The 22,161-nt window shown below is 47.6% G+C and carries 24 protein-coding genes and 1 pseudogene; 17 read left to right on the top strand and 8 right to left on the bottom strand.

All coding sequences use genetic code 11. The features are described from left to right. The 16 genes from CEQ75_RS00550 to CEQ75_RS00470 all read left to right on the top strand — a co-directional run bounded on the left by CEQ75_RS00550 (nucleotide 1) and on the right by CEQ75_RS00470 (nucleotide 15,271). The gene (locus tag CEQ75_RS00550; protein ID WP_089608613.1) at nucleotides 1–894 is read left to right on the top strand and encodes a recombinase family protein; all 894 of its coding nucleotides are present in this window, start codon (nucleotides 1–3) and stop codon (nucleotides 892–894) included. Continuing rightward, entirely contained in the window at nucleotides 867–2,486 is a 1,620-nt protein-coding gene (locus CEQ75_RS00545) for a recombinase family protein (protein ID WP_089608612.1), read from the top strand. The genes CEQ75_RS00550 and CEQ75_RS00545 overlap by 28 nt, the downstream gene beginning before the upstream one ends. Before the next feature lie 14 nt (nucleotides 2,487–2,500). After that, the gene (locus tag CEQ75_RS00540) at nucleotides 2,501–3,241 is read left to right on the top strand and encodes a metallophosphoesterase family protein (RefSeq protein ID WP_089608611.1); all 741 of its coding nucleotides are present in this window, start codon (nucleotides 2,501–2,503) and stop codon (nucleotides 3,239–3,241) included. Between the two features lie 23 nt (nucleotides 3,242–3,264). After that, nucleotides 3,265–3,522: a DUF7736 domain-containing protein gene (locus tag CEQ75_RS00535; RefSeq protein ID WP_089612446.1), complete on the top strand. Its 258-nt coding sequence runs from the start codon at nucleotides 3,265–3,267 to the stop codon at nucleotides 3,520–3,522. 14 nt (nucleotides 3,523–3,536) lie between these two features. Beyond that, on the top strand, nucleotides 3,537–3,818 hold the full coding sequence (locus CEQ75_RS00530) for a DUF4314 domain-containing protein (RefSeq protein WP_089608610.1): 282 nt from the start codon (nucleotides 3,537–3,539) through the stop codon (nucleotides 3,816–3,818). Between the two features lie 12 nt (nucleotides 3,819–3,830). Next, nucleotides 3,831–4,394 carry a hypothetical protein gene (locus CEQ75_RS00525; RefSeq protein ID WP_089608609.1) on the top strand — a complete coding sequence of 188 codons (564 nt, stop codon included), beginning with the start codon at nucleotides 3,831–3,833 and terminating at the stop codon, nucleotides 4,392–4,394. Between the two features lie 58 nt (nucleotides 4,395–4,452). After that, entirely contained in the window at nucleotides 4,453–5,031 is a 579-nt protein-coding gene (locus tag CEQ75_RS00520) for a hypothetical protein (protein WP_089608608.1), read from the top strand. 86 nt (nucleotides 5,032–5,117) lie between these two features. Continuing rightward, nucleotides 5,118–6,008 carry a DUF1016 N-terminal domain-containing protein gene (locus CEQ75_RS00515; protein ID WP_089608607.1) on the top strand — a complete coding sequence of 297 codons (891 nt, stop codon included), beginning with the start codon at nucleotides 5,118–5,120 and terminating at the stop codon, nucleotides 6,006–6,008. Between the two features lie 705 nt (nucleotides 6,009–6,713). Further along, on the top strand, nucleotides 6,714–8,300 hold the full coding sequence (locus CEQ75_RS00510; RefSeq protein WP_089608606.1) for a type I restriction-modification system subunit M: 1,587 nt from the start codon (nucleotides 6,714–6,716) through the stop codon (nucleotides 8,298–8,300). Beyond that, on the top strand, nucleotides 8,297–9,454 hold the full coding sequence (locus CEQ75_RS00505; protein ID WP_089608605.1) for a restriction endonuclease subunit S: 1,158 nt from the start codon (nucleotides 8,297–8,299) through the stop codon (nucleotides 9,452–9,454). The genes CEQ75_RS00510 and CEQ75_RS00505 overlap by 4 nt, the downstream gene beginning before the upstream one ends. After that, on the top strand, nucleotides 9,454–9,705 hold the full coding sequence (locus CEQ75_RS00500) for a GIY-YIG nuclease family protein (protein ID WP_089608604.1): 252 nt from the start codon (nucleotides 9,454–9,456) through the stop codon (nucleotides 9,703–9,705). Before CEQ75_RS00505 ends, CEQ75_RS00500 begins: the two co-directional genes overlap by 1 nt. Nucleotides 9,706–9,751: 46 nt before the next feature. Further along, entirely contained in the window at nucleotides 9,752–12,802 is a 3,051-nt protein-coding gene (locus CEQ75_RS00495; protein ID WP_089612445.1) for a type I restriction endonuclease subunit R, read from the top strand. Between the two features lie 167 nt (nucleotides 12,803–12,969). Continuing rightward, entirely contained in the window at nucleotides 12,970–14,001 is a 1,032-nt protein-coding gene (locus tag CEQ75_RS00490) for a macro domain-containing protein (protein ID WP_089608603.1), read from the top strand. A gap of 480 nt (nucleotides 14,002–14,481) precedes the next feature. Then, the gene (locus CEQ75_RS00480; protein WP_089608602.1) at nucleotides 14,482–14,742 is read left to right on the top strand and encodes a type II toxin-antitoxin system prevent-host-death family antitoxin; all 261 of its coding nucleotides are present in this window, start codon (nucleotides 14,482–14,484) and stop codon (nucleotides 14,740–14,742) included. Next, the gene (locus CEQ75_RS00475) at nucleotides 14,735–15,007 is read left to right on the top strand and encodes a type II toxin-antitoxin system RelE/ParE family toxin (RefSeq protein WP_089608601.1); all 273 of its coding nucleotides are present in this window, start codon (nucleotides 14,735–14,737) and stop codon (nucleotides 15,005–15,007) included. Before CEQ75_RS00480 ends, CEQ75_RS00475 begins: the two co-directional genes overlap by 8 nt. Before the next feature lie 18 nt (nucleotides 15,008–15,025). Continuing rightward, a complete protein-coding gene (locus CEQ75_RS00470; RefSeq protein ID WP_089608600.1) occupies nucleotides 15,026–15,271 on the top strand; it encodes a CPF_0552 family protein in 246 nt (81 codons plus the stop codon). A gap of 475 nt (nucleotides 15,272–15,746) precedes the next feature. Here CEQ75_RS00470 and CEQ75_RS00465 read toward each other — a convergent pair. The 4 genes and pseudogenes from CEQ75_RS00465 to CEQ75_RS00450 form a co-directional block, all read right to left on the bottom strand. Further along, a pseudogene (locus CEQ75_RS00465) lies at nucleotides 15,747–15,887 on the bottom strand (winged helix-turn-helix transcriptional regulator); the annotation flags it as partial. 125 nt (nucleotides 15,888–16,012) lie between these two features. After that, entirely contained in the window at nucleotides 16,013–16,366 is a 354-nt protein-coding gene (locus CEQ75_RS00460) for a cupin domain-containing protein (protein ID WP_089608599.1), read from the bottom strand. Nucleotides 16,367–16,462: 96 nt separating this feature from the next. After that, nucleotides 16,463–16,729 carry a type II toxin-antitoxin system RelE/ParE family toxin gene (locus CEQ75_RS00455; protein ID WP_338031984.1) on the bottom strand — a complete coding sequence of 89 codons (267 nt, stop codon included), beginning with the start codon at nucleotides 16,727–16,729 and terminating at the stop codon, nucleotides 16,463–16,465. Between the two features lie 50 nt (nucleotides 16,730–16,779). Then, nucleotides 16,780–17,109, bottom strand: coding sequence for a type II toxin-antitoxin system Phd/YefM family antitoxin (locus tag CEQ75_RS00450; RefSeq protein WP_089608597.1), 330 nt, complete (start codon nucleotides 17,107–17,109; stop codon nucleotides 16,780–16,782). A gap of 382 nt (nucleotides 17,110–17,491) precedes the next feature. On the opposite strand from CEQ75_RS00450, the gene CEQ75_RS00445 reads away from it, so the two are divergent. Further along, the gene (locus CEQ75_RS00445; RefSeq protein ID WP_089608596.1) at nucleotides 17,492–17,737 is read left to right on the top strand and encodes a CPF_0552 family protein; all 246 of its coding nucleotides are present in this window, start codon (nucleotides 17,492–17,494) and stop codon (nucleotides 17,735–17,737) included. A gap of 124 nt (nucleotides 17,738–17,861) precedes the next feature. Here CEQ75_RS00445 and CEQ75_RS00440 read toward each other — a convergent pair whose 3' ends face one another. The 4 genes from CEQ75_RS00440 to CEQ75_RS00425 form a co-directional block, all read right to left on the bottom strand. Next, nucleotides 17,862–18,539, bottom strand: coding sequence for a PspA/IM30 family protein (locus CEQ75_RS00440; protein WP_089608595.1), 678 nt, complete (start codon nucleotides 18,537–18,539; stop codon nucleotides 17,862–17,864). 66 nt (nucleotides 18,540–18,605) lie between these two features. Further along, nucleotides 18,606–19,682 carry a hypothetical protein gene (locus CEQ75_RS00435; protein WP_089608594.1) on the bottom strand — a complete coding sequence of 359 codons (1,077 nt, stop codon included), beginning with the start codon at nucleotides 19,680–19,682 and terminating at the stop codon, nucleotides 18,606–18,608. 144 nt (nucleotides 19,683–19,826) lie between these two features. Continuing rightward, nucleotides 19,827–21,728, bottom strand: coding sequence for an ATP-binding protein (locus tag CEQ75_RS00430; RefSeq protein ID WP_089608593.1), 1,902 nt, complete (start codon nucleotides 21,726–21,728; stop codon nucleotides 19,827–19,829). A gap of 46 nt (nucleotides 21,729–21,774) precedes the next feature. After that, nucleotides 21,775–22,008, bottom strand: coding sequence for a hypothetical protein (locus tag CEQ75_RS00425; protein WP_089608592.1), 234 nt, complete (start codon nucleotides 22,006–22,008; stop codon nucleotides 21,775–21,777). Between the last annotated feature and the right edge of the window lie 153 nt (nucleotides 22,009–22,161).

Raw genomic sequence — 22,161 nt, 5'->3', positions numbered from 1 at the left:
ATGGCATGGCAGAGAAATATCCCCTTCGGCTATATGATGAAAAACGGCGAAATCCTGTGCTGCCCCACGGAGTCGGCAGCCGTCAAAGAGATTTTCAGGCTTTACTCGGATGGAATGGCCTACAGCAAGATTGCCGATGAGATGGTGCTCCGGGGCATCGTCTATCACAAGCACACCGACCAGTGGAATAAGCACATGGTCAAGCGCATCCTCGAAAATGAACGCTACCTCGGAGAAAAAGAGTACCCGCCGATCATCGAATCGGAAACCTTTATGCGTATCCAGCTTATCAGGGGAGATAAAAATACCTATACCCCTTGCCCGGAGTACATCAGGCCCATCCGTGAAAAGGCGGTCTGCGGTGTGTGCGGCGGGAAGATGATCAGGGACACAAGAGCATCAAGCAAGGTTCGCTGGTACTGCCAGACGGAAGGTTGTACCAACCGCCGATACATAGAGGACGAGGACATCCACACCGCCCTGACAGGACGGCTGAACGCACTGGCTCAGAACCCCGACCTCTTCCTCTGGCCCCTCCCACAGCAGGCTGGAGAGCTGACGCTGGAGGTGGCCCGCATCCAGAATGAGGTAATCCGAGAGCTGAACAAAGCGGAGCCGGGTGTAGAATACACCAAAATGCTGATACTGGCCTGCGCCGCCGAAAAATACAGCGGAGTGCCCGATTATACCCCTTATCACCAAATGCAGATACTGAGGGATAGAATCACAGAGCGCCCGATGGACGATGAGCTCCGCAATGAAATCCTCAGAACCGCCGTACAGGAAATACGGTTTACAGGCGGCGGCTTGGAGCTACGGCTCATCAACGGAAAAACCCTTGAAGCGAATGGAAAGGAGATTGGACGATGCCTGCGACAGCAACAAGGAAAGTAACGGTTATCCCTGCCGATCCGATATACGCCCAAAAGGATATCCGCAAAAAAGCCCTGCGTGTGGCGCCTTACTGCCGGGTTTCCACCAACTCCGAGGAACAGCTTGACAGCTATCAGGCGCAGATTGAATACTACACGGAAAGAATCGCCGCCCAGCCCGAATGGACCATGGTGGATATGTTCGCGGACGAGGGCAAAACCGCCACCTCCACCAAAAAGCGCAAGGATTTCCTGCGGATGATCAAAGCCTGTGAAAAAGGTAAGGTGGATCTGGTCATCACCAAATCGGTATCCCGGTTCTGCCGGAATACGCTGGACGGCCTCGACTATGTCCGCAAGCTCAAGCGAATGGGCGTTGGGGTTTTCTTCGAAAAGGAGAATGTCAACACCCTCTATATGGACAATGAGATGATCCTCACCTTCATGATGAGCCAGGCGCAGGCCGAGAGTGAGTCCATGAGCGGCAATATCCGCTGGGGGCACCGCAAGAACTTCAAGGACGGCAAGGTCTACTACCACTATGCAGGCTTCCTTGGCTACCGCAAGGGCGAGGACGATCTGCCGGAAATTGACCCGGAGGAAGCGGAAATCGTCCGCAGGGTTTTCTCCCGGTATCTGGTCGGGCACAGCGTCGCTAAAATCATCGCTGACCTTGAGGCGGACGGCATCAAAACGGTGCGGGGCAAGGAAAAATGGAATGACGGCGTCATCCGCGGCATGCTTAAAAACGAGAAATACATCGGGGACGCCTTGCTACAAAAGACCTTCATCGCAGACCTCTTCACCCGCCAGTCCAAGAAAAACAACGGAGAGCTTCCCCAATATTATGTCGAGAACTGCCATCCCGCCATCATCGACAAGTTGACCTTTCAGCGGGTGCAGGAGGAAATGGCCCGCCGTTCCAGCCTGAGAAAGGTCAGCGCAAACGCTAAAACCGAGCTTGCCAAATACAGCGGCAAGTATGTGTTGACCGAGCTTTTATCCTGCGGGAACTGCGGAAGCCCCTACCGCCGTGTCACATGGACGAGGCCGGAGGGCAAGAAAATCGTCTGGCGGTGCATCAACCGGCTGGAGAACGGCAAAAAGTTCTGCAAGGATTCCCCTACGCTGGAAGAAGGCCGAATCCACACCGCCGTGGTCTCCGCCATGAACGAGATGTTCAGCCTGAAAACCATGAAATCTCTGCTGCAGGACAGCATCCTGTCCGCCCTTTCGGGGAACAGCGGAGAAACAAGCATCGCAGCCATCGACAGTAGACTGTCAGAGCTGCGGGCACGGCAATATGAGCTCCTCCAATTTGCCGCGTCTGTGGGCGCAAACTCCACCCAATACGATGAGGATTTAAACGAAGTCAGCATGGAATTTTCCGCACTGGTCTCAAAGCGCAGTGAGCTGGAAAAGAACCAGCAGGGCATCGCACAGGCAGACCAACGAGCCGAGCAGATCGCCGCCGAGCTGGACAAAATGGACACGGGAATCACCTGCTTTGACGAATTGACGGTGCGGCAGCTCGTCGGCGCCATCAAGGTGCTGGGTGAAGATAAACTGCTTATCCGTTTCAAGGATGGAACGGAAATCGAGCAGCTCATGTAACGGAGGAACCGACCATGATTTATATTACAGGAGATACCCACGGTAATTTCCGCAGGTTTGAAAAGGAATACTTTCCCGCAGGACAGAGCCTGTGCCGGGAGGATTATATTATTGTCTGCGGCGATTTTGGGATATGGGATGAAACACCCCAATCGAACCGGGATCTGGACTGGCTGAATGACCAGCCGTTCACCACGCTGTTTATAGACGGCAACCACGAAAACTTTGACCTGCTGAACCGTTTTCCGGCCATGAAATGGAGAGGCGGCGATGTCCATCAGGTGCGGGAGCATATCCTGCACCTGATGCGCGGGCAGGTCTTTGAGATCGGCGGGATGACCTTTCTTACAATGGGCGGCGCCGCCTCCCACGATATCAGCGCAGGCATACTGGAGCCGGATGAACCCGACTTCCTGTATCGCAAGCAGGTGCTAGACAGGCACAGGGCGCTGTACCGTATCAACCATATTTCATGGTGGAAAGAGGAACTGCCCTGCGATGAGGAATATGAAACGGCCCTGAAGAATCTGGAGAGCGCCGGCTGGCGTGTGGATTGCATCCTGACTCACTGCGCTCCCGATAGCATTGCGGCACAGGTATGCCATCCCTACAAGCCGGACCGTCTGACCGGCTTTTTGGAAACAGTCAAGCGCCGATGCAGCTTCGACTACTGGTTTTTCGGGCACCACCATGATAACCGCACTATTGAGGGACGATTCATTCTGCAATGGGAGCAGATGGTGGAAATACAATGAGGAAACATATGGAGGAAAAGAGTATGACAAAGGAAGAAACGATTGCCAAGGCTGAAAGCCGCTGGTACGAGGGGAAATCCCCACAGGAAATTGTGGAGTTTCAATTATATGAAGATCGGCTGTGCATGCCTCTGGAGCTTTATCAGGAAGCGGTGGCGAAAGTGCTGGGCCGGCCCGTGTTCACCCATGAATACAAAGAGCCTGAAAAGCTGATAGCCGAATATGAGGCTATCAAGGCTGCGGACGGCAGCCAATCAAAACAGAGCCATGAGATGGCCTGATAGGAGGAATCGTGATGTTTATGGACCACAAGCAGGTACAACGTATCAAGGACCAATACCCGCAGGGAACCCGCATCCGTTTGATTGGAATGGATGACCCCTATGCCCCCATTCTGCCCGGTACGGAGGGAACGGTGAATGTTGTGGATGACATTGGAACGCTTCACTGTACATTTGACAACGGGCGCACTCTCGGCGTCATTCCAGGCGAGGACAGCTTTTCCGTGATCTCGCGTCCGGAGCAGCCTGAATTGCAGGAAAGCGAATCCGAGCAGTTCGGCATGAAGATGGAATGAGGGTGAAATAGAATGGAAGAAAAAGATTTGCGGGCGGTCTATATAGACCGCCTGAACGCTATGCTTCCGACAGTGGAGTTCGCAAAGCTGGACCACTCCTGCAATTCGGACGATTTCAGCTATGCCAAAGAGATACTGAAACGGATGCATGACCTTTGCATTGAGGTATATGGCACGGACTATTTCGACGACTACACCTATGAAATCGTTGATCTTCCCGCCGTCATTCGAGGTAGCAACACCGGCCATATAGGGTTGGGCATCGTAACCCTTGATCTGGAGTCCTCCGGCGAGCATTGGGGAACCTTCTTTTTGACGCCGAAGGGTGTCATTGAACAAGGTGGCGAAACCATCTCGGCCACAGAGTCCAAGTACCTGTCAACGGTATATATTCCTTACGAATACTGGTACACCATCCCTGTCGAGGGGGATATTCATGTGGATTTCGACAATGTCCCGTGGAGGGTGCAGGATCTTCTGAACCATTGCTCTCCGGAACAACCGGAAATGGAACAGGACAGCCAACAGGCCAATGACCTCAATGCAAGTCAGCAAAACGGGCCGACTATGAATTAGCGCCGTACTTTTCCACGATTAATTTCTTAACCTGCAAGGGAACAAATGGAGGAACGATATGAAGCGTATTAAAATAGACGAACTCCGCACCATGACAGACCGTGAAGGGCTTGTTATCCAAGGATGTGGCGGTAACCTCTCGGAATGGGTAAACGGCATCAATGAACTGCTGACGCAGGAGGGTATCCTGCAAAACGGCGATACGTTCAAGGATGTTTCGGTCTTTGAGCATAACGGCTGCACCAATCTGCTGTTTTCAATGGAAAATGTGGATCTGGACATAGGAAAGCTCGCCATGTGGCGGCTGCAGAGCCATGCAACCTTTGGCGGCACCTGGCTGAGTGATTATCTCCCTAACCGGCTGGGTGTCGACATGAACGGGCCGCCTGTTCAAAGGGAAAAGCCCGACTGCGCCCTCATCGGGCAGGACGGAAACATTTTCAACCTGATGGGCATCGCCGCCCGAACACTGAAGGAAAACGGACTTGGCGATCAGGCAAAAGAGATGCGGGAGCGGATCACCACCAGCGGCAGCTATGACAAAGCACTCTGCATCATCGGAGAATATGTCAACATCACCTCTGCCGAAGATGCCCAGGAGCAGGACTGCGGCTTTGAAATGGAGCAAAGCTACTGATATTCCCTTTAGATTTTCACCGGCAGGACCGACTCTGCCGGGTACATAATAAAACAGGCTCACAATGAGCCGGAAAGGAGAAGCCCGTGAAAGCACTGAAAAATGAAAGCTCCCTCTATATGGAGCAGATCGCATCTACCATAACCGATTGCTACGAAAGCAATGACAAGCCATCCAACCAATCTCTGATGGAGCTTTATACCCTAATCGGCCGATGCATCTGCCGCCAGGGGGAAAAAGCCTTTGTCCCTCACTTGGCCGAAACCCTTGCCATCCGGTTACCATTGCTGAAAGGCTTCTCCCTTCGCAATCTCCGCAGGATGCGTAACTTTTATCGCACCTACGCAAACGACCCGGCTCTCATGGAAAAAGCGCAGTCTCTGAGCTGGACGCAAAACGCCGTTATACTGGAGTGCTGTGAAAGCGATGAGCAGCGTTCTTTTTATATCAGACTTGCGGCAACGCAGAATCTTTCCAAGCTGGCATTGATGAAAGCCATTGAGGAAAACACCTTTGATGCTTTATCTAATGAAGAAAGTCCTGCTGAACCCGGTATCCCCCCTGTACGCAATATTTCACCCGATACGGGCGTAGACACCACGGCAACCATTGAAACGGCGTGTGCGCCGTTTGTACCCGCGTGTGAACCGCTCCGCCAAGGGATTGATATGCCCAGCAGCACGGACAGGTTATCTACTGCGGTTTCCGCATGGAGAGAAAGCAATTGGCAGACCAAACGCAAAGCAGATAACGATCCGTCTCTGCTCAGTTTCATCAATTACCATCCACCTGCTCCTCCGCCTCTTGTGTTATGGGTTGACAAGCTGAAACCGCTGCAAAACTTTCCGCCCGGTATGCGACCTCGAATGGAAAATCTCCGGGAGCTTTTTATAACCACAATAAAACAAAACGCCCCCGCCAAATTGACGAGGGCAGTTTTGTGCCAGAACAACTTGTGTCTTTGCACATTATTATAATCCGCAGAGCCAGGATCGAGGCTCACCGAATACAAAGCGCCTCTCTGCATTCGACACCACAAGCATATATAGTTTGCAAAAAAATGTCAACAGGTTCTCCTTCGGCATAACTGCTGAACAACTACCAATAATTTTAGATAAGGCCGTGAGTTGCTTATATTAGATCTTCCTGATATAATATTAAAAGTCTTTACTGGAAAGGATTCACAGTTTTATACTCAGAAGTAAAACTGCTACTTGATTTTTAACGAACAGCCATTTTTACGGGGGTTCGAAAAAATCTTTTTTCCACGGTTTTCACAAATCAAATACCATCTATCGATAAAGAAATTTATCGGCAGGTGGTTTTTTGTTTGCCCGAAAATCTGCTGTTTGCGGACTTTTCTGCGTTTGGGTTTTTATCTTGTAATTGTTTCATTTCTTGATTGCTTCAAGTATGTCTATTTGATGAAGTAGGGACTTGAACCAAACTGTTTTTTACCTTTTGGGGTTCTTACTTCACTCATGTGATATCCTCCTTTTTCACTTCGTTTGGTTTATGTATTAACGTGTCTTAATGCCACTTTTTGCGACCATATCTTCACAAACACATATTCGCATTGTATAATTATAGTGTGTTTGTCCAAGAGTGGCTAGAAGCAGATAAATGGATAAGGCCGGGGGATGCGTCTGACGAACCCACGAAGAAACAGGAGGATACTGACAATGGCTGATCATCGGAAAGAGCAGGAACGGGCTGAACTCCACCGTACTATATGGGGTATCGCCAACGACCTGCGCGGAAGTGTGGACGGTTGGGATTTCAAGCAGTATGTCCTCGGCATCTTGTTTTACCGCTACATTTCCGAGAATATAACGGCTTATATAAATGAAGGCGAACGCGAGGCGGGCAACGCCTCTTTTGACTATGCCAAATTATCGGACAAGGATGCCGAGCAAGCCCGCGAGGACATGGTCTCGACAAAAGGATTTTTCGTCCTACCGAGTGAGTTGTTTGAGAATATCCGTATCAGAGCGGAACGAGACAACGAATGGGCAAAAGACCACCTTAACGAGACGTTGGAGGCGGTATTCAAGGATATAGAAGCGTCCGCGCAGGGAACACCTTCCGAAGATAACTTCAAAGGGCTGTTTGACGATATCGACGTTAACAGCAACAAACTGGGCGGCACGGTAGCGAAGCGTAATGAGCGGCTCGTCAAGCTACTGAATGGCGTGGGTAATATGAAGTTAGGTGATTACCGGGAAAACACCATTGACGCTTTCGGCGACGCTTACGAATTCCTGATGGGTATGTATGCAGGCAACGCCGGAAAATCCGGCGGAGAATATTATACACCGCAGGAGGTTTCGGAGCTGCTGACCCGCCTGACAATAGTCGGTAAAACCGATGTCAATAAGGTGTACGATCCTGCTTGCGGCAGCGGGTCACTTTTGTTGAAGTTTGCCAAAATACTGGGTAAAGAAAACGTTCGCAACGGTTTTTACGGGCAGGAAATTAACATTACCACTTACAACCTTTGCCGTATCAATATGTTTTTGCACGACATTGATTATGATGAATTTGACATTGGACACGGCGACACCCTCACTGAACCGCTTCATTGGGATGATGAGCCATTTGAGGCGATTGTTTCAAATCCGCCTTACTCAATTAAGTGGGCGGGCGACTCTGATTCGCTTTTGATAAATGACCCACGCTTTTCTCCTGCCGGGGTGCTTGCACCAAAGTCCAAGGCTGATCTTGCCTTTATCATGCACTCCCTTTCCTGGCTTGCCACCAGCGGAACGGCAGCGATTGTCTGCTTCCCCGGCATCTTCTATCGCGGCGGAGCAGAACAGAAAATTCGCCAATATTTAATTGATAACAACTTTGTGGACTGCGTGATTCAGTTGCCGGACAAATTGTTTTACGGTACTTCCATAGCCACCTGCATTATGGTGCTAAAAAAAAGCAAGAGCGAAAACTCCACGCTTTTCATCGACGCATCCCGCGAGTTTATAAAGGTCACTAACAGCAACAAGCTGACTCAGGAGAACATTGAGAAAATCGTCAAGATTTATACCGAGCGCGCCGACGTGGACTATACTGCCAAAGTAGTGCCAAATGGCGTGATCGCCGAACAGGACTATAATCTTTCGGTTTCTACATACGTTGAACAGGAGGACACCCGTGAGGTCATAGATATTAAAGTGTTGAACGCCGAGGTTGAGCGCATCGTTGCCCGCGAAGATGTTTTACGGAAAGAGATAAACGCGATTATTGCGGAGATTGAGGGGGCGCCGCAATGAGCAAGTTGGAGCAATTGTTGGCAGAACTTTGTCCCGATGGGGTGGAGTATGTGAAGTTGGGCGATATCGCCCCACCAACCAGAGGTGTGCGCGTCATCAGAAGCCAACTTGCATTAGATGGTGAATACCCTGTTTATCAAAACAGTATGACCCCGTTAGGGTATTATGGGGAAAGTAACTGCCCCGCAAATACAGCTTTCGTCATCAGTGCAGGAGCGGCGGGCGAAATTGGTTATAGCTCTGCGGATTTTTGGGCGGCTGACGATTGCTTCTACTTTGTTTGCCCAGAAAATCTACAAAGTCGTTTCCTGTATTATGCTTTGATGTGTCAGCGAGAGTATTTGCTTTCAAGAGTTCGCAGGGCGAGCGTTCCGAGATTGGCGCGTTCTGTTATAGAGGGTTTAAAAATCCCCGTCCCCCCACTCCCAATCCAGAGCGAAATTGTCCGTATTCTGGACAATTTCGCAGAGCTTACAGCAGAGCTTACAGCAGAGCTTACAGCGAGAAAAAAACAATATGAATATTATCGGGATCTTCTGCTTTCTTTGCCTAATGTGCCGAGGATAATGTTGGGTGAGGTAGCAACGATAACGAGAGGTAACGGTTTACAGAAATGCGACTTTACCGAAAGCGGTGTGCCGTGCATCCACTATGGGCAAATTTACACTTATTACAGCACATTCACCAAAAAGACGAAATCGTTTGTTTCTCCACAACTAGCTATGGGTTTGAAAAAAGTTAGCAACGGTGATATTATCATTGCCGTGACGAGCGAAAATATTGAGGACGTTTGTAAGTGCGTAGCGTGGCTTGGTGATGAGGACATCGTAACAGGCGGACATACGGCCATCGTCAAGCACAATCAGAATCCGAAATACATAGCTTACTGGTTACAAACGATGGAGTTTTTTGGACAAAAACGCAGGATAGCTCACGGGACAAAGGTAATAGAGGTAACTCCAAGAAAACTGGAGAATATCGAAATCCCCATCCCGTCCCTCGAAGAGCAAGCCCGCATCGCCGAAATCCTCGATAAGTTTGATGCCCTGACCACCGATATCACCGCCGGACTTCCTGCTGAAATCGCGGCGCGGCAAAAGCAATATGAATACTACCGCGATAAATTACTGACTTTCAAGGAGAAAGTAGCTTAATGAAAAAGTATATTGCTTATGTATTGCTTTGCGATGATGGATCTCTCTACAAGGGGCATTGCAGCGATATAGAAGAAAGATACAAACGTCATTGTGCGGGATACGGGGCAAAGCATACAAGAGAGCATAAACCCATAAAAATTGTTCTGATAGAGGAGTTTTCCACAGAACAAGAAGCAATAGATAGAGAGAAATACTTGAAATCAGGTTCAGGGAGGAAATGGCTAAAAGCCAAATTTGCCAATGGATAAAAAATCACGTTTAAGCCTGCCTGCCGGCAGGCAGGGAGAAGGTTTCATGAGTACCTATAATATCGTTTCAAGTGACAACGACTCAACCGTCGTTGCTGAATATGCCGCAGAGTACCGCACCGGGAAGGATTACCAGTCCGAGGCACAGTTGGAGCGGGATTTTATCAAGCAGCTTGGGGAGCAAGGCTACGAATACATCAGCGTCACCGATGAGGCGGGGCTGGTCTTAAATCTGCGCCATCAGCTTGAAACTCTTAATGGATATATATTCACTGATTCCGAATGGACACAGTTCTTTGCCAATGCTATTGCCAACAAAAACGAAGGTATCGTAGAAAAGACCCGCAAAATTCAGGACGACTATGTGCAAATTCTCAAACGGGACGATAACACCACAAAAAACATCATACTCATTGATAAAAAGAATATCCACAATAACCGTCTGCAGGTGCTGAACCAGTACGAAACAGCAGACGGTATCCGCGCTAACCGTTACGACGTTACTGTTCTTGTGAACGGTCTGCCCCTTGTGCATATCGAATTAAAGCGGCGCGGCGTGGCAATCCGCGAGGCGTTCAATCAGATTAATCGCTATCAGCGCGAGAGCTTCTGGGCATCAAGCGGACTGTTTGAGTATGTGCAGCTATTTGTCATCAGCAACGGGACGCATACGAAATATTATAGCAATACCACCCGCTTTCAGCATATCAAAGAATCCGGCGGCGATACCCGAAGGAGCAAAAAGAAAACGAGCAATAGTTTTGAATTCACATCCTATTGGGCGGACAGCACAAACAAAGTCATCGCCGACCTTTTGGATTTTACAAAAACTTTTTTCGCAAAGCACACGATTTTGAACATCCTCACGCGCTACTGCGTGTTTACCGCTGAGGAACTTCTGCTTGTCATGCGTCCATATCAAATTGCCGCGACCGAGCGGATTTTGAACCGCATTGAGGTGGCGAACAATTATAAGAAATATGGCAGTTTGGCAGGCGGCGGCTATATCTGGCACACTACCGGCAGTGGTAAGACTTTGACCAGTTTTAAGACCGCGCAGCTTGCGACGGCTCTCACGTACATAGATAAGGTGCTGTTTGTTGTTGACCGCAAAGATCTCGACTACCAGACGATGAGGGAATACGATCGCTTTGAGAAAGGTGCGGCAAACTCCAACACGTCCACGGCAGTATTAAAGCGGCAGTTGGAAGACCCGACCGCCAAAATCATTATCACAACGATTCAGAAACTCGGCGTGTTTATCGGCAAGTATAAGAATCACGCAATTTTCGCCAAGCGTATCGTCCTTATTTTCGATGAATGCCATCGTTCCCAGTTTGGCGATATGCACCAAGGGATAACAAAAGCGTTCAAGAAATACCACCTCTTCGGCTTTACGGGCACACCAATATTCTCCGTGAACGCAGGGACCGGCGGCAATCCGCTTTTACGCACAACTAAGCAGGCTTTTGGCGATAAACTGCACACCTACACCATTGTTGACGCCATCAATGATGGTAATGTACTGCCCTTCCGCATCGACTACGTCAACACCATCAAAATGACCGATAACATTCAGGACGCGCAGGTTCGGGCGATCGACACTGAAAAGGCGATGGCGGCGCCGGGGCGTATCACTGAAGTGGTATCCTATGTCCTTGAACATTTTGACCAAAAAACCAAGCGGCAGAGTTTTTATTCCCACAGGGGGCGGCATGTAGCGGGATTCAACTCCATTTTCGCTGCCTCTTCTATCCCATTGGCGTGTCAATATTACGCCGAATTCAAACGTCAGCTTGAAGAGAGCGGACGCAATCTCAACATTGCCACGATTTACAGTTTCTCGGTCAACGAGGAAGAGCCGGATGAAGAATTTGACAACGATAAGTTGGATAAAACCTCACGAGAGTTTTTAGAAGCAGCTATCGCCGACTATAACGTGACATTCGCAACCAACTTTAATACATCAAGCGATAAGTTCCAAAACTACTACAAAGACCTCTCCCTTCGGGTAAAGAACCGTGAGGTGGATTTGCTTATCGTAGTTAATATGTTCCTGACAGGCTTTGACGCCACCACCCTTAATACTCTGTGGGTAGATAAGAACCTGAAACACCATGGACTGATTCAGGCATTCTCCCGCACCAATCGAATCCTTAACAGCGTCAAGACGTTCGGTAATATCATCTGCTTCCGTAATTTAAAAAAAGCCACCGACGACGCAATCGCCCTGTTCGGCGACCGTGAAGCGGGCGGCATTGTCCTTTTAAAAACATATGACGACTATTATAACGGATATGACCTGCCTGCCGCCCGCTTGCCGGACGGGCAGGGCGAGGCAGGGCAGGACGGCAAACATAAAGCAGGTTACAAAGAGTTAATCGAGCAACTCCTTGCGGAATACCCTCTCGGTATCGCCATACTCGGAGAAACGGCAAAAAAGGCATTCATTGCCCTCTTTGGTGCGATCCTGCGACTGCGTAATATCCTTACAGCATTTGACGAATTCGCGGGTAACGAAATTCTATCTGAGCTTGATCTTCAGGATTACCAAAGTCTGTACATCGACATCTATCAGGAGTTCCGCCCTAAGGACGACAGCGATAAGGAAAACATCAATGACGATATCATATTCGAGATTGAACTCATCAAACAGATAGAAGTCAACATCGACTACATCCTTATGCTTGTGGCAAAATATCACGAAAGCAACTGCACCGATAAAGAAATTCTTGCCGCCATCGATAAGGCTGTTAGTTCGAGCATCGAACTGCGGAGCAAAAAGGAACTCATCGAGGGCTTTATCTCCCGAGTCAATACATCCACGCAAGTGGACAACGATTGGCGTAAGTTCGTGGAGGAACAAAAGGAATCCGACCTCGCTGCCCTCATTACTGATGAGAAACTAAAGGAAGAGGAAACACGGCGATTTATCGGTAATTCCTTCCGCGACGGTGCGCTAAAAACAACCGGCACGGATATTGATAAAATCCTGCCCCCGGTGTCACGCTTCGGTGGCGGCAACAGGCAGGAAAAGAAGCAGGGTGTGATTGCGAAGCTGTTCGGATTCTTTGAGAAATATTTAGGGCTGGTTTAAGCATTGGACGAAAGCAACGGAGGTGCTTGCGACGTGGCATTTTGAATAAAACGCTGAGAGAAGCAAAGCCTTCTGCCTCAACTCGTGCCCGCAGAAAGTCTTTAAAAGGTTTAAAGGTGTGTACTTCAGCTAGAAAGTGAGACTGCATAGAAAGGGGGGATTAAGCTATGCCCTTTAACATCGTCCGGCAGGACATCACAAAAATGAAAGTTGATGCCATCGTCAACGCCGCTAACACCGGCCTGCAAAAAGGCGGTGGGGTTTGCGGAGCTATATTCAAAGCGGCGGGAGCGGCTCAACTTCAAGCTGCCTGTGATAAACTTGCCCCAATTAAGACGGGTGAGGCGGTTATTACACCGGGCTTCTCCCTACCCGCTAAGTTCGTCATCCATGCGGCTGGTCCCGTCTATCGGCATTGGAACAAGGAACAGAATGAGCAGCATCTCCGCGCCGCCTATACGAACTCGCTGAAAAGAGCCGTGGAAAACAAGTGTGATAGCATAGCATTTCCGTTGATTTCGAGCGGTATCTATGGTTATCCGAAAAATGAGGCGCTTCAAGTTGCAACCTCAGCCATTCAAGATTTCCTTGCTGACCACGACCTTGATGTGACACTTGTGGTGTTTGATAAATCAGCATTCACCATCAGCCGCGAACTACTCGGAGCAGTCGAAAGCTACATTGATGAGCATTATGTTGACACGCACCAATTAAAGCGGCGGCAACTGCTTGATGTAGAGCGGGAAGCCTTAGACGAAGCCGATGAGACTGTTAGCAAATTTAACGAGACTATTTTCGAAGAGATGCTCGCTCCGTCCGTCGGTGTGCCTGCCCCGCTTGATGATTTAGTCGGGAAACTTGACGAACCATTCTCCCAGATGCTCCTGCGTATTATTGATGTTAAGGGAATGACGGATGTTGAGGTTTATAAACGTGCCAACCTCGACCGCAAGTTGTTCTCTAAGATTAGGACGGGCAAAGGCTATATGCCGGGTAAACGCACGGCGATTGCTCTTGCCGTGGCACTGGAATTGTCCCTCGACGAAACCGACGACCTTTTGGAGCGGGCGGGGTATGCTCTCTCCCACGCCGTCAAGTTTGATGTTATCGTAGAATATTTCATCACAAACGGCAAATATGACGTTTTCGAGATAAATGAAGTGCTGTTCGAATACGATCAGCCGTTGTTGGGTGGGTGAAGCGGTTGGAACATGAGATCAGAGACAAACAGAGTATCCTAAGATCATCAAATAATTCTTAGGAGGCTACGAGAAGGCAGGTTCAAAATGCCGGACGATTTGGGATTGCACCTGAGAGAGCGGTTGACTATCTCGCCAATTCAGAGGGAACGCAATTGAAATACACAGTAATGGCACAGGCTGTGGCAACTTTCCGTGAATCGGGTACTGTGGACGAGGTTTGTTTTGAGAAAATTCGCAAGGATGTCAAGCGGTGTACGCCACATTGGCGTCTAGGCACATATCGGCATAGCACGGATCGAAGAACAGCCAGCACATAATTTGCATATGATACACGCTTTAGGGACGGCTCTTGTTTGATAAGACCTCATCAGTTAGGTAGCATACTGATGAGGTGATTTTTTATGGAATAGGGAATAATATTCTTGACCATATGGTATAATTATGACATAATAATGGTACGGGAAGGAGTTGATATTTATGCCAAAAATAATCCCTATTCGTGACTTGAAAAATACAAGCGAAATCTCTCAAATGTGTCGGGAGGCATCTGAACCAATATATATTACTAAAAATGGTTATGGTGATATGGTGATCATGAGCGTAAAAATGTACGAAGAAAAATTGTTTATGCTGGATATATATAATAAAATGGCTGCAGCTGAAGTGCAAATAGCCGAAGGAAAAACACTTGAAGGAGATTTTTCCTTGAAAAGCATAAGAGAAAAATACGATGTATAAGTTAGTTGTATCGGAACTTGCTCATGAGGATTTGGAAGATATCGTAGGGTACATTGCTGTCGATCTTGCAAACCCCTTAGCTGCTGCAAATTTACTTAATGAGGTTGAAAAATGCTATAGTTATTTAAAAAATAACCCTTTTTTATATGAACGGTGTAATGATGCTCACTTGGGGGAGAAAAACTACCGAAAAGCAACCTTTAAAAACTATGTACTGGTTTATAAGGTTGATGAACCCAATAGATTGGTTATTGTATCGAAATAAATTTAAGGGGGAATTAAATTGGGTAGGTTAATGGCAATTAAGGTCAATGGAAGAACTGCAAATGCTCCACTTGTTCAAGAAATATTAACAAGATATGGATGCAACATCAAGACACGAATTGGATTTCATGAAGTAAATGAAGATCATTGTTCAATGGATGGGATTATTATACTTCAATTAACAGGACTTGAAAATGAAATACAATCCATGTTTAATGAATTGGCACAGATAGATGGCGTCCAGACAAAAATGATTGAATTTTAAAATGTCCCGATGAATGGTTACCAATAGCACGAACCCGTGCAAATATTGTTGCAATTTCGCTTGACAAGCAATAAAACACGGGAAACCGCTGTCTGGACGAAAGTCCGCCACTGTGATGCGACATCATGGGAAGGTAGGTTACAGCTACAGGGAGTATCAGCTTCCTGAACGCAAGTCAGGAGACTTACACTTTCTTAGCTTTTGCATTTAGTGTTGAAGTGCAATTGTATGCATACAAAAACGGGTATGTTAATTTCCAAATCGGAAATTAACATACCCGTTTTTTGCCCCTATCCACTTAAAGGAGTCGGTGATTGATATGATAAAACGGCAGTTCACTAATCGGTTCATCCAAATCCTTATTGTTTTGTTCGGTGTCAGCTTTTTAAGTTTTCTGCCCACATATATTGCGCCTGGTGATACAAAGAACAAGGTGGTAAGCACGATTATGTGCTTACCACCTTGCATTGATTGCTTACGCCACGTTATAGATTCTCACATCGGGATCTGCGCTCCATAGGGGTTTGCAGATGCTCTGCAAAATTGGCAACACAGATTTCCCCTTATCAGCCAGGGCGTATTCCACTTTTGGCGGTATCTGCTCATATTGTTCCCGGATGTGGATAAATACACATTTGTGTCCATATCCTCACAAACGCATATTCGCATTGTATATTTATATAATGTTTGTTCAAGAGTGGTTAGAAGTAGATGAATGGGTGGATAAGAATCGGTCATCTTCTACTTATCTAATCTTTCAGTCTCAATGGAAATAGGTGCAGCAAAGCCGATAAAGACAAAGCGGTCATTTCCTGTATTTCTCATGCCATGAGGTTGTCCAGGTTCAGCGAGAACGACCATACCTTTGGAAATGGGCACCTCCTTGCCTTCCCCTACAAAATACGATCCAGACTCACCTTCCAAGCAAACCCACACATCATCGGCATTGGGATGCACATGTAGGAATACCTCTTGTCCAGGTTCTAAGCACCACATACCAGCAATGGTGTGTTCAGATTTGTAGACCATAACCTTTTGAGGTTCATTGGTATCAAACTTTGCCATCTTCGTTAAATCAAACAATCTTTTTTCCATTATAACCAACTCCTATGCTATTTACTATTGGGAAATGCTCTAAACATCTTGTACCAGATTAATCAAGAGAGGCAAGGAATTTCCTCCCTCCAGGGGCTATTTCATGCGCTCCCTCGCCATATTGTAGACGGTTTCATCGTCGCGCACCGAGATTACGATAATTCTCATGATATTGCCTTCGCGCACAACCTTGTAAATCACCCGCAGGCCCAGCTTCAGGAGCTTGATCTTCAGGTAACCGGTCAGATTGTTGCCACTGTGGCTGCCCAAGGGCTTACCGAGGCCACCCTCGTTGGCGGGTAAAGGATTGGTGGAGACTTTCTCAATGGCCTTGAGCACCTGAACACGCTGGGTGTTATCCAAAGTTCGCAGGTCGTTTCGCGCCGCAGAGAGGTATCAGATACGCCATTCGCTCATTCAATTTCCACCTCGGCATCTTCAAGATCTTGATCTTGGATACCAAATTCCCTCTTAATTTCGGCGTGGGAAAGCGTTTCGGCACCGGAGGCCTTCACGCGCTGCTCAGCCTCGAAAAATAGGGCGTAATCCTCCAGCGCTGCCACCATTTCATCATAGCGTTCGGGGTTCACCAGCACGCAGACCGCAGCGTTGTTTTTAAGTACGACCTTTACGCCACGCGCGTTGACCTCATCAAAAATTTTATTTGCCTCGCCGCGGTTAAACCGGGAGATGGGGACGATGGCATCCATCGTCTTTCTGATGGAAGTATTTCGCTCGTTCATCAATACACACCTCGTTTCTATAAAAGTATATGCTGTTCATACTACTACTATATGCAAGGTCAATCAATTTGTCAACTTATACATCTACATGGGACGGGGAACGGGGGATAGTTCGTTGTTTCACAAGACTTCATTAGTATGGTAGCATACTGACAAAATGATTTTTTTTGCACGAACAGCAAGAGAAAAAAGAAAAAATAGAACTCCGATGTAGTTATGGTGCTGAAGCGAGGGCGCATAATTGAAAGAGGTAGTCATGGCAAGCTGATTGCTGAACTGTCTCTCTTTTAATTCTTGGTTATTGCTTTGTTGAGGAAATGTAGGTTACGTTGGGCACTTGCCTTGGGAAGCAATTATTAAAATAAATTTAGGGGGAATTAAATTGGGTAGGTTAATGGCAATTAAAGTCAATGGAAGAACTGCAAATGCTCCACTTGTTCAAGAGATATTAACAAGATATGGATGCAACATCAAGACACGAATTGGATTTCATGAAGCAAATGAAGATCATTGTTCAATGGATGGAATTATTATACTTCAATTAACAAGACTTGAAAATGAAATACAATCCATGTTTAATGAATTGGCGCTGATAGATGGTGTCCAGGCAAAAATGATTGAATTTTAAGGAAGCTTAGCAAATCTGGAAAAGTTTTATTGACAAAAGGAGTCCCGCCCGCTACTTTTAGAAAAGCAACTTGCGAGACTCTTTTTTAATAGGACAAAAAGTAAAAGGGACACGGGTTTACGGTTTATTGGCCAAGTTCCTTTTTCATTCTGTTCAGTTCCTCATCTACCGAAGCAGAACTGGAAGAAGCATATTTTTCCTCCAAGGCTTTGGCATCATCAACCGGCCCTTCGTTCAGGTCGGCCATGGCATTGGCCTTATCCAGCATTCTATCGGCCTTATCTTCCATGCGTTCGAAGGCTTGTATGGTACCCTGGGTTCTTTCTGTTGCACTGCTTAACTCATTCATTTTTTCCTGGGTTTTGGCCACGGCTACTTTAGCCTTAATCATTTCCCGTCTCGATTTGAGGGTTTCGATGTCGGTAACAAGCTTATCATGCATCTGACGCATTTTCTCTGCATTTAGTCGAGCAGCATCATAGGCTGTCTGAAGGCCTACAGCTAAGCTTTCTAATTCCTGTTTTTTGGCAATAAACACCCGGGCATCACCTTCATTATTGGCCGACAGGGCTTTTTTCGCTAAAGCAGCGTATTTGTCAATCTCAGCCTGGTTTTCGTCCACCATGCGTTTTGTGCGAGTTTCCTCAGCCATAACCCCGGCGGTGCTGCGTTTGACTTCCGCCAGGTCTTCCATCATGTTGTTCATATACTGATCAATCATTTTTGCAGGGTCTTCCATCTTATCCAATAATACATTGATGTTTGCTTTGATAATGTCTCCAAACCTATCCAGAATCGCCATAAAATCTCCTCCTCCTCATCATGATTATTTATCGCCTTTTTCACAAAGGCCGGGGCTCAATGAAACCTATGATTTATCATCAGGATCCTGATATTTTTTTGCCAGATCTTCCGCTTCTGTATTACCGAATTTCTCCAGGGGGGTTTCCAATATTTCCTTAGCCTTTTCCGCTTTCAGTATTTTTTGTTTCTGGGCATTTCTCCACCAGACGAAAAGGATTAGGATCAGAGCCAGGATGCCCAAAATGATCCAAACAGAAATCCAAGGGGAGCGGGTAACGGTCATAATTCGATCTGCCGCATCGCTGAATGATTTGCTAAAAAATTCTTCATCGGACAAACCTTCTTGGTAATAATAGCGATCCACATAATCCAGCAGAATGTCCGCTGCTTCCCGGTCGATAACGGTTTTTGCCTGAGTGCCTAGCACATAACGATCCATATACTCATTGTTATATTCAAAAAAGACAAACAGGAGATGAGCCTCATCGGTAAATAGCTTGTCATAAAGGGTACGGGTGTATGCATCCAGTTCTTCCGCAGAAGGGTTATGGGACCCATTAACATTGTCTGTAATGTATAGATAGGGCTGAACCCCGGTTTTTTGGTAGAAGTTTTTCAGTCCTGCCAGAAGCTTGGTTTCATTTTTAATCCAACCCAATTCATCGGTATAATAAGCGGTTTCGTTCACCGAACCGGCAGGCAGGGGTTCTCTGGCAACCGTGGATTTGGTGACTTCAGAGACTCCTGGGCTTCCTCCTTGGCCGGAGTCACTGTAAAAAATACCGGTTACGGATGACAAGATAAAAACCAGCAGGAAGATGGCCAGCAAAATGAATATAATAGTTAGGCAACCGGGCATACCGCCATTTCTGCCCCTGGCTGGACCGCCGGAAAAACCGCCCCCACCGAGAGGACCTGGTATACGGTTTCCGGGCATGCGCGGAAAGGAACTGCCGCTTTTTCTACCGCCGCCAAATATGCCCCCACCGGGAAAGCCGCTGCCAGGAAAACCACCCCTTGAGGATCCGGAACTGCGGCCCCATCCGCCCCGACCCGGTGAACTGCTGCGACCGCCGCTGCTTCTGTTGCCGCCAAAGGATCCGCCGCCGCTGCGACCCCCTGAACCACCGCTTCTGCCCATGTCACACCCTCCTTATTTAGGTTTGGTCAGAAAACATGTTCCATTTTATTCTTGTTATTCTTCAGTTAAATTATATCATAACCACCCACTGGTTGATATTATTTTTCCGCAAAATTCCTTCGTTTCTGGAGTTAGGGGAAAAGATCAGACACCGGAAAGAATAGAATGGACATCCACACCATAGCGTCGAACCATATCCTGCTTGGCTTGCCGGTAGGCTTCCCTCTGACCCTTTTTGGTGGTCCGGTCCACATACAGGCGGGCCAGTTCATCGGTAATCACATCCAGGAGAAGTTCCGCCAGTAAAAGCCGGGCCCCGTCTTTAAAACGACCCTGTCCATCCACATAGAGGCGTACCGTGGGTGCCTCCGTATTAATAATAATCAGCCTGTCTTCCGGGCTGTAAACAGCCCGGTCCACTTCGTTGTTTAAATTGCGCAGCTCGTAACCCCGGAACAGAACCGAAGCGTTATCCATATGCCAGGGGAGGGCGGGGTTTTCGGCAGGATGCTCATAACCTTTGCCCTGGGCATTTTCTGCTATAACAATTTCTCCTGTTGCGGAATAAGGACCGCAGCTGACGGTGATTCTTCCCCGGGCATCCACTTCGTCTCCGATAACCTTCCACTGAAAGCGTCCGTCTTCAGGTATATCCCTGGCGCTTAAAACTGTTGGATCAGGCTGTACCAGAATGCTTGGCGGCAAGTTGTATTCAACTGTGATTTCCTCTCCTTCCGGAAGAGCATCTTGATTCACCAGCAGGGATACATGAAAAGCTTTTGCTACCTTGCGGTAATAAAAGGGGGTGCTGAAGCGCAGCACAGCCGGACGGCCTGTATCAAAGGGACCCGGTTTGCCGGAACCCGGACCGGGTGAAATCATGATATTTAAATCCTCAATGGCAACCTGGTTCATCTTCTGTAAAACCTGTCCAATGAGATTTTGAGTGCGACGGGATGTTGTGGCCCGCTCAATATGACTGAGACGCTGTCTTTCCCTGTTGACAGGATCCCGGATCAATTCACTGACCCCATCGGAAAAAGCAAGCACAAAAGGATCCTTGAGGTTCAGACCTTCCCGTTCATCGCTGATAATAGGGACGCCTTCTGCCATCATCTCGCTGAGCCCGGGGCAGCGCACCGTGCCAAAAAGGAATTCCGTACCCAGTTGATTTTCAAAATTAAGAAACTGGCAGTCAAAGACGGCGGTACCGGAAATAATTAATAATCCATTGGTGCGTTCGTCCCCCTTCAAAACCAGCTCTTCGTCCAAGGATTTTTTCAAGGTGAGGTAAAAAGGAAAGGCTTTTTCCTCGTAAATGAAGGATCCGAGGAAGTCCGGTCCCACCAGCACTTCTGCTTCCGGTTCCTCAAAAGCCAGAGTCAGGGAGATTCTCTTTCTGCCCTTCAGGTTGCGGTTGGTTATTTCTACAGAGCGTCGGAATAAAATGTCCCGCAAATAGATATTGTTGCTGATGGTAGCGGAAAGGGAGGAAAAATAAGGGATATTGGTCTGAGGATTGTCCACCACAATGGTTACCATGCTGCCTGTGTCTCCGGGGGTAAGATGAAGGCGATGGTAGTCTTTTTCTTCCGCCGGCCGATCAGTATCTCCGTCGTCAAAAAGATAGCGGCCGTCCTCGCCCCGGAAAAGATCTACCCGGCTGTATCTGCCTTCAAAAATGGATTCAATCCAACCGTGACCCAAACCGAAAATAGCCTGTTTCATGCCTCGGCCGAAAAACCCCCGGCCCCCGGATACTCCTTGGGACATAAGACTATGTGCTCCGCCATAAGAAAGCACAGAACGTATGCGGTCAAAGGACATGCCTTCAGCCTGATCACTGACGGTGAGAACAGAGCCATTTTTATAGCGTTTGTAACTGATGCCAATTTTTCCGGCCACCATGAACCCCTTGCGTTCCAGCCGCACATAGCTGTCATCGCAGTTGGTAATCAGTTCCACCAGGGCTTTTTCTATCGAGGCGAAACGTCTGGAATCAATGTCAATTACCCGTTGATCTACTGGCAGTGCCAGTACTGTCATGACCATCATCCTTTCCCAACAGTATTTCTAAAATAGATGCTGCCGCCTAATTTGTGTTTTTATCACAATCTTGGAGAAACTCATCCATAGCTTCAATTAGTTCTTCCTCGTCCGGAACTTGTGTCTCAAAAGCCAGCATTTCATTAATGGTTATTGAAGGAATGACAAGAACGTTCAGCTCCTTTTTACGGTCTAAGCCTTCCCGCGTAAAGCAGTTTCTCATTTGCAAGGTAATACGATCTGTAATTTCAATCGGTAAAGACCTTACCGAATCGGCCATTAAAGCCCCGCGCACTCAGTTGCCGTTTACAAATATCTCAACGTTTAATTTTTGCATCAATATCAACTCCTATTATTTAAACCTACACTATCTACACTATAATGAAGCACTAAGGTTTAACGCAAAAATGGTTAGCTAAGTTATCTGCCAAAT

The organism is Dehalobacterium formicoaceticum (assembly GCF_002224645.1).
GTDB classification, from domain to species: domain Bacteria; phylum Bacillota; class Dehalobacteriia; order Dehalobacteriales; family Dehalobacteriaceae; genus Dehalobacterium; species Dehalobacterium formicoaceticum.
Note: the sequence above shows the minus strand (reverse complement) of the source record. Positions and strands in the feature narration are given on the sequence as shown.

Excerpts from the sequence above, each read along its gene's own strand:
- CEQ75_RS00505 (WP_089608605.1), top strand. The coding sequence starts at position 8,297 with ATGAGCAAGTTGGAGCAATTGTTGGCAGAACTTTGTCCCGATGGGGTG.
- CEQ75_RS00440 (WP_089608595.1), bottom strand. The coding sequence starts at position 18,539 with ATGGCGATTCTGGATAGGTTTGGAGACATTATCAAAGCAAACATCAAT.
- CEQ75_RS00425 (WP_089608592.1), bottom strand. The coding sequence starts at position 22,008 with ATGGCCGATTCGGTAAGGTCTTTACCGATTGAAATTACAGATCGTATT.
- CEQ75_RS00525 (WP_089608609.1), top strand. The coding sequence starts at position 3,831 with ATGGAAGAAAAAGATTTGCGGGCGGTCTATATAGACCGCCTGAACGCT.
- CEQ75_RS00450 (WP_089608597.1), bottom strand. The coding sequence starts at position 17,109 with ATGAACGAGCGAAATACTTCCATCAGAAAGACGATGGATGCCATCGTC.
- CEQ75_RS00540 (WP_089608611.1), top strand. The coding sequence starts at position 2,501 with ATGATTTATATTACAGGAGATACCCACGGTAATTTCCGCAGGTTTGAA.
- CEQ75_RS00475 (WP_089608601.1), top strand. The coding sequence starts at position 14,735 with ATGTATAAGTTAGTTGTATCGGAACTTGCTCATGAGGATTTGGAAGAT.
- CEQ75_RS00535 (WP_089612446.1), top strand. The coding sequence starts at position 3,265 with ATGACAAAGGAAGAAACGATTGCCAAGGCTGAAAGCCGCTGGTACGAG.
- CEQ75_RS00545 (WP_089608612.1), top strand. The coding sequence starts at position 867 with ATGCCTGCGACAGCAACAAGGAAAGTAACGGTTATCCCTGCCGATCCG.
- CEQ75_RS00430 (WP_089608593.1), bottom strand. The coding sequence starts at position 21,728 with ATGACAGTACTGGCACTGCCAGTAGATCAACGGGTAATTGACATTGAT.
- CEQ75_RS00550 (WP_089608613.1), top strand. The coding sequence starts at position 1 with ATGGCATGGCAGAGAAATATCCCCTTCGGCTATATGATGAAAAACGGC.
- CEQ75_RS00500 (WP_089608604.1), top strand. The coding sequence starts at position 9,454 with ATGAAAAAGTATATTGCTTATGTATTGCTTTGCGATGATGGATCTCTC.
- CEQ75_RS00435 (WP_089608594.1), bottom strand. The coding sequence starts at position 19,682 with ATGGGCAGAAGCGGTGGTTCAGGGGGTCGCAGCGGCGGCGGATCCTTT.
- CEQ75_RS00495 (WP_089612445.1), top strand. The coding sequence starts at position 9,752 with ATGAGTACCTATAATATCGTTTCAAGTGACAACGACTCAACCGTCGTT.
- CEQ75_RS00460 (WP_089608599.1), bottom strand. The coding sequence starts at position 16,366 with ATGGAAAAAAGATTGTTTGATTTAACGAAGATGGCAAAGTTTGATACC.
- CEQ75_RS00530 (WP_089608610.1), top strand. The coding sequence starts at position 3,537 with ATGTTTATGGACCACAAGCAGGTACAACGTATCAAGGACCAATACCCG.
- CEQ75_RS00520 (WP_089608608.1), top strand. The coding sequence starts at position 4,453 with ATGAAGCGTATTAAAATAGACGAACTCCGCACCATGACAGACCGTGAA.
- CEQ75_RS00510 (WP_089608606.1), top strand. The coding sequence starts at position 6,714 with ATGGCTGATCATCGGAAAGAGCAGGAACGGGCTGAACTCCACCGTACT.
- CEQ75_RS00490 (WP_089608603.1), top strand. The coding sequence starts at position 12,970 with ATGCCCTTTAACATCGTCCGGCAGGACATCACAAAAATGAAAGTTGAT.
- CEQ75_RS00480 (WP_089608602.1), top strand. The coding sequence starts at position 14,482 with ATGCCAAAAATAATCCCTATTCGTGACTTGAAAAATACAAGCGAAATC.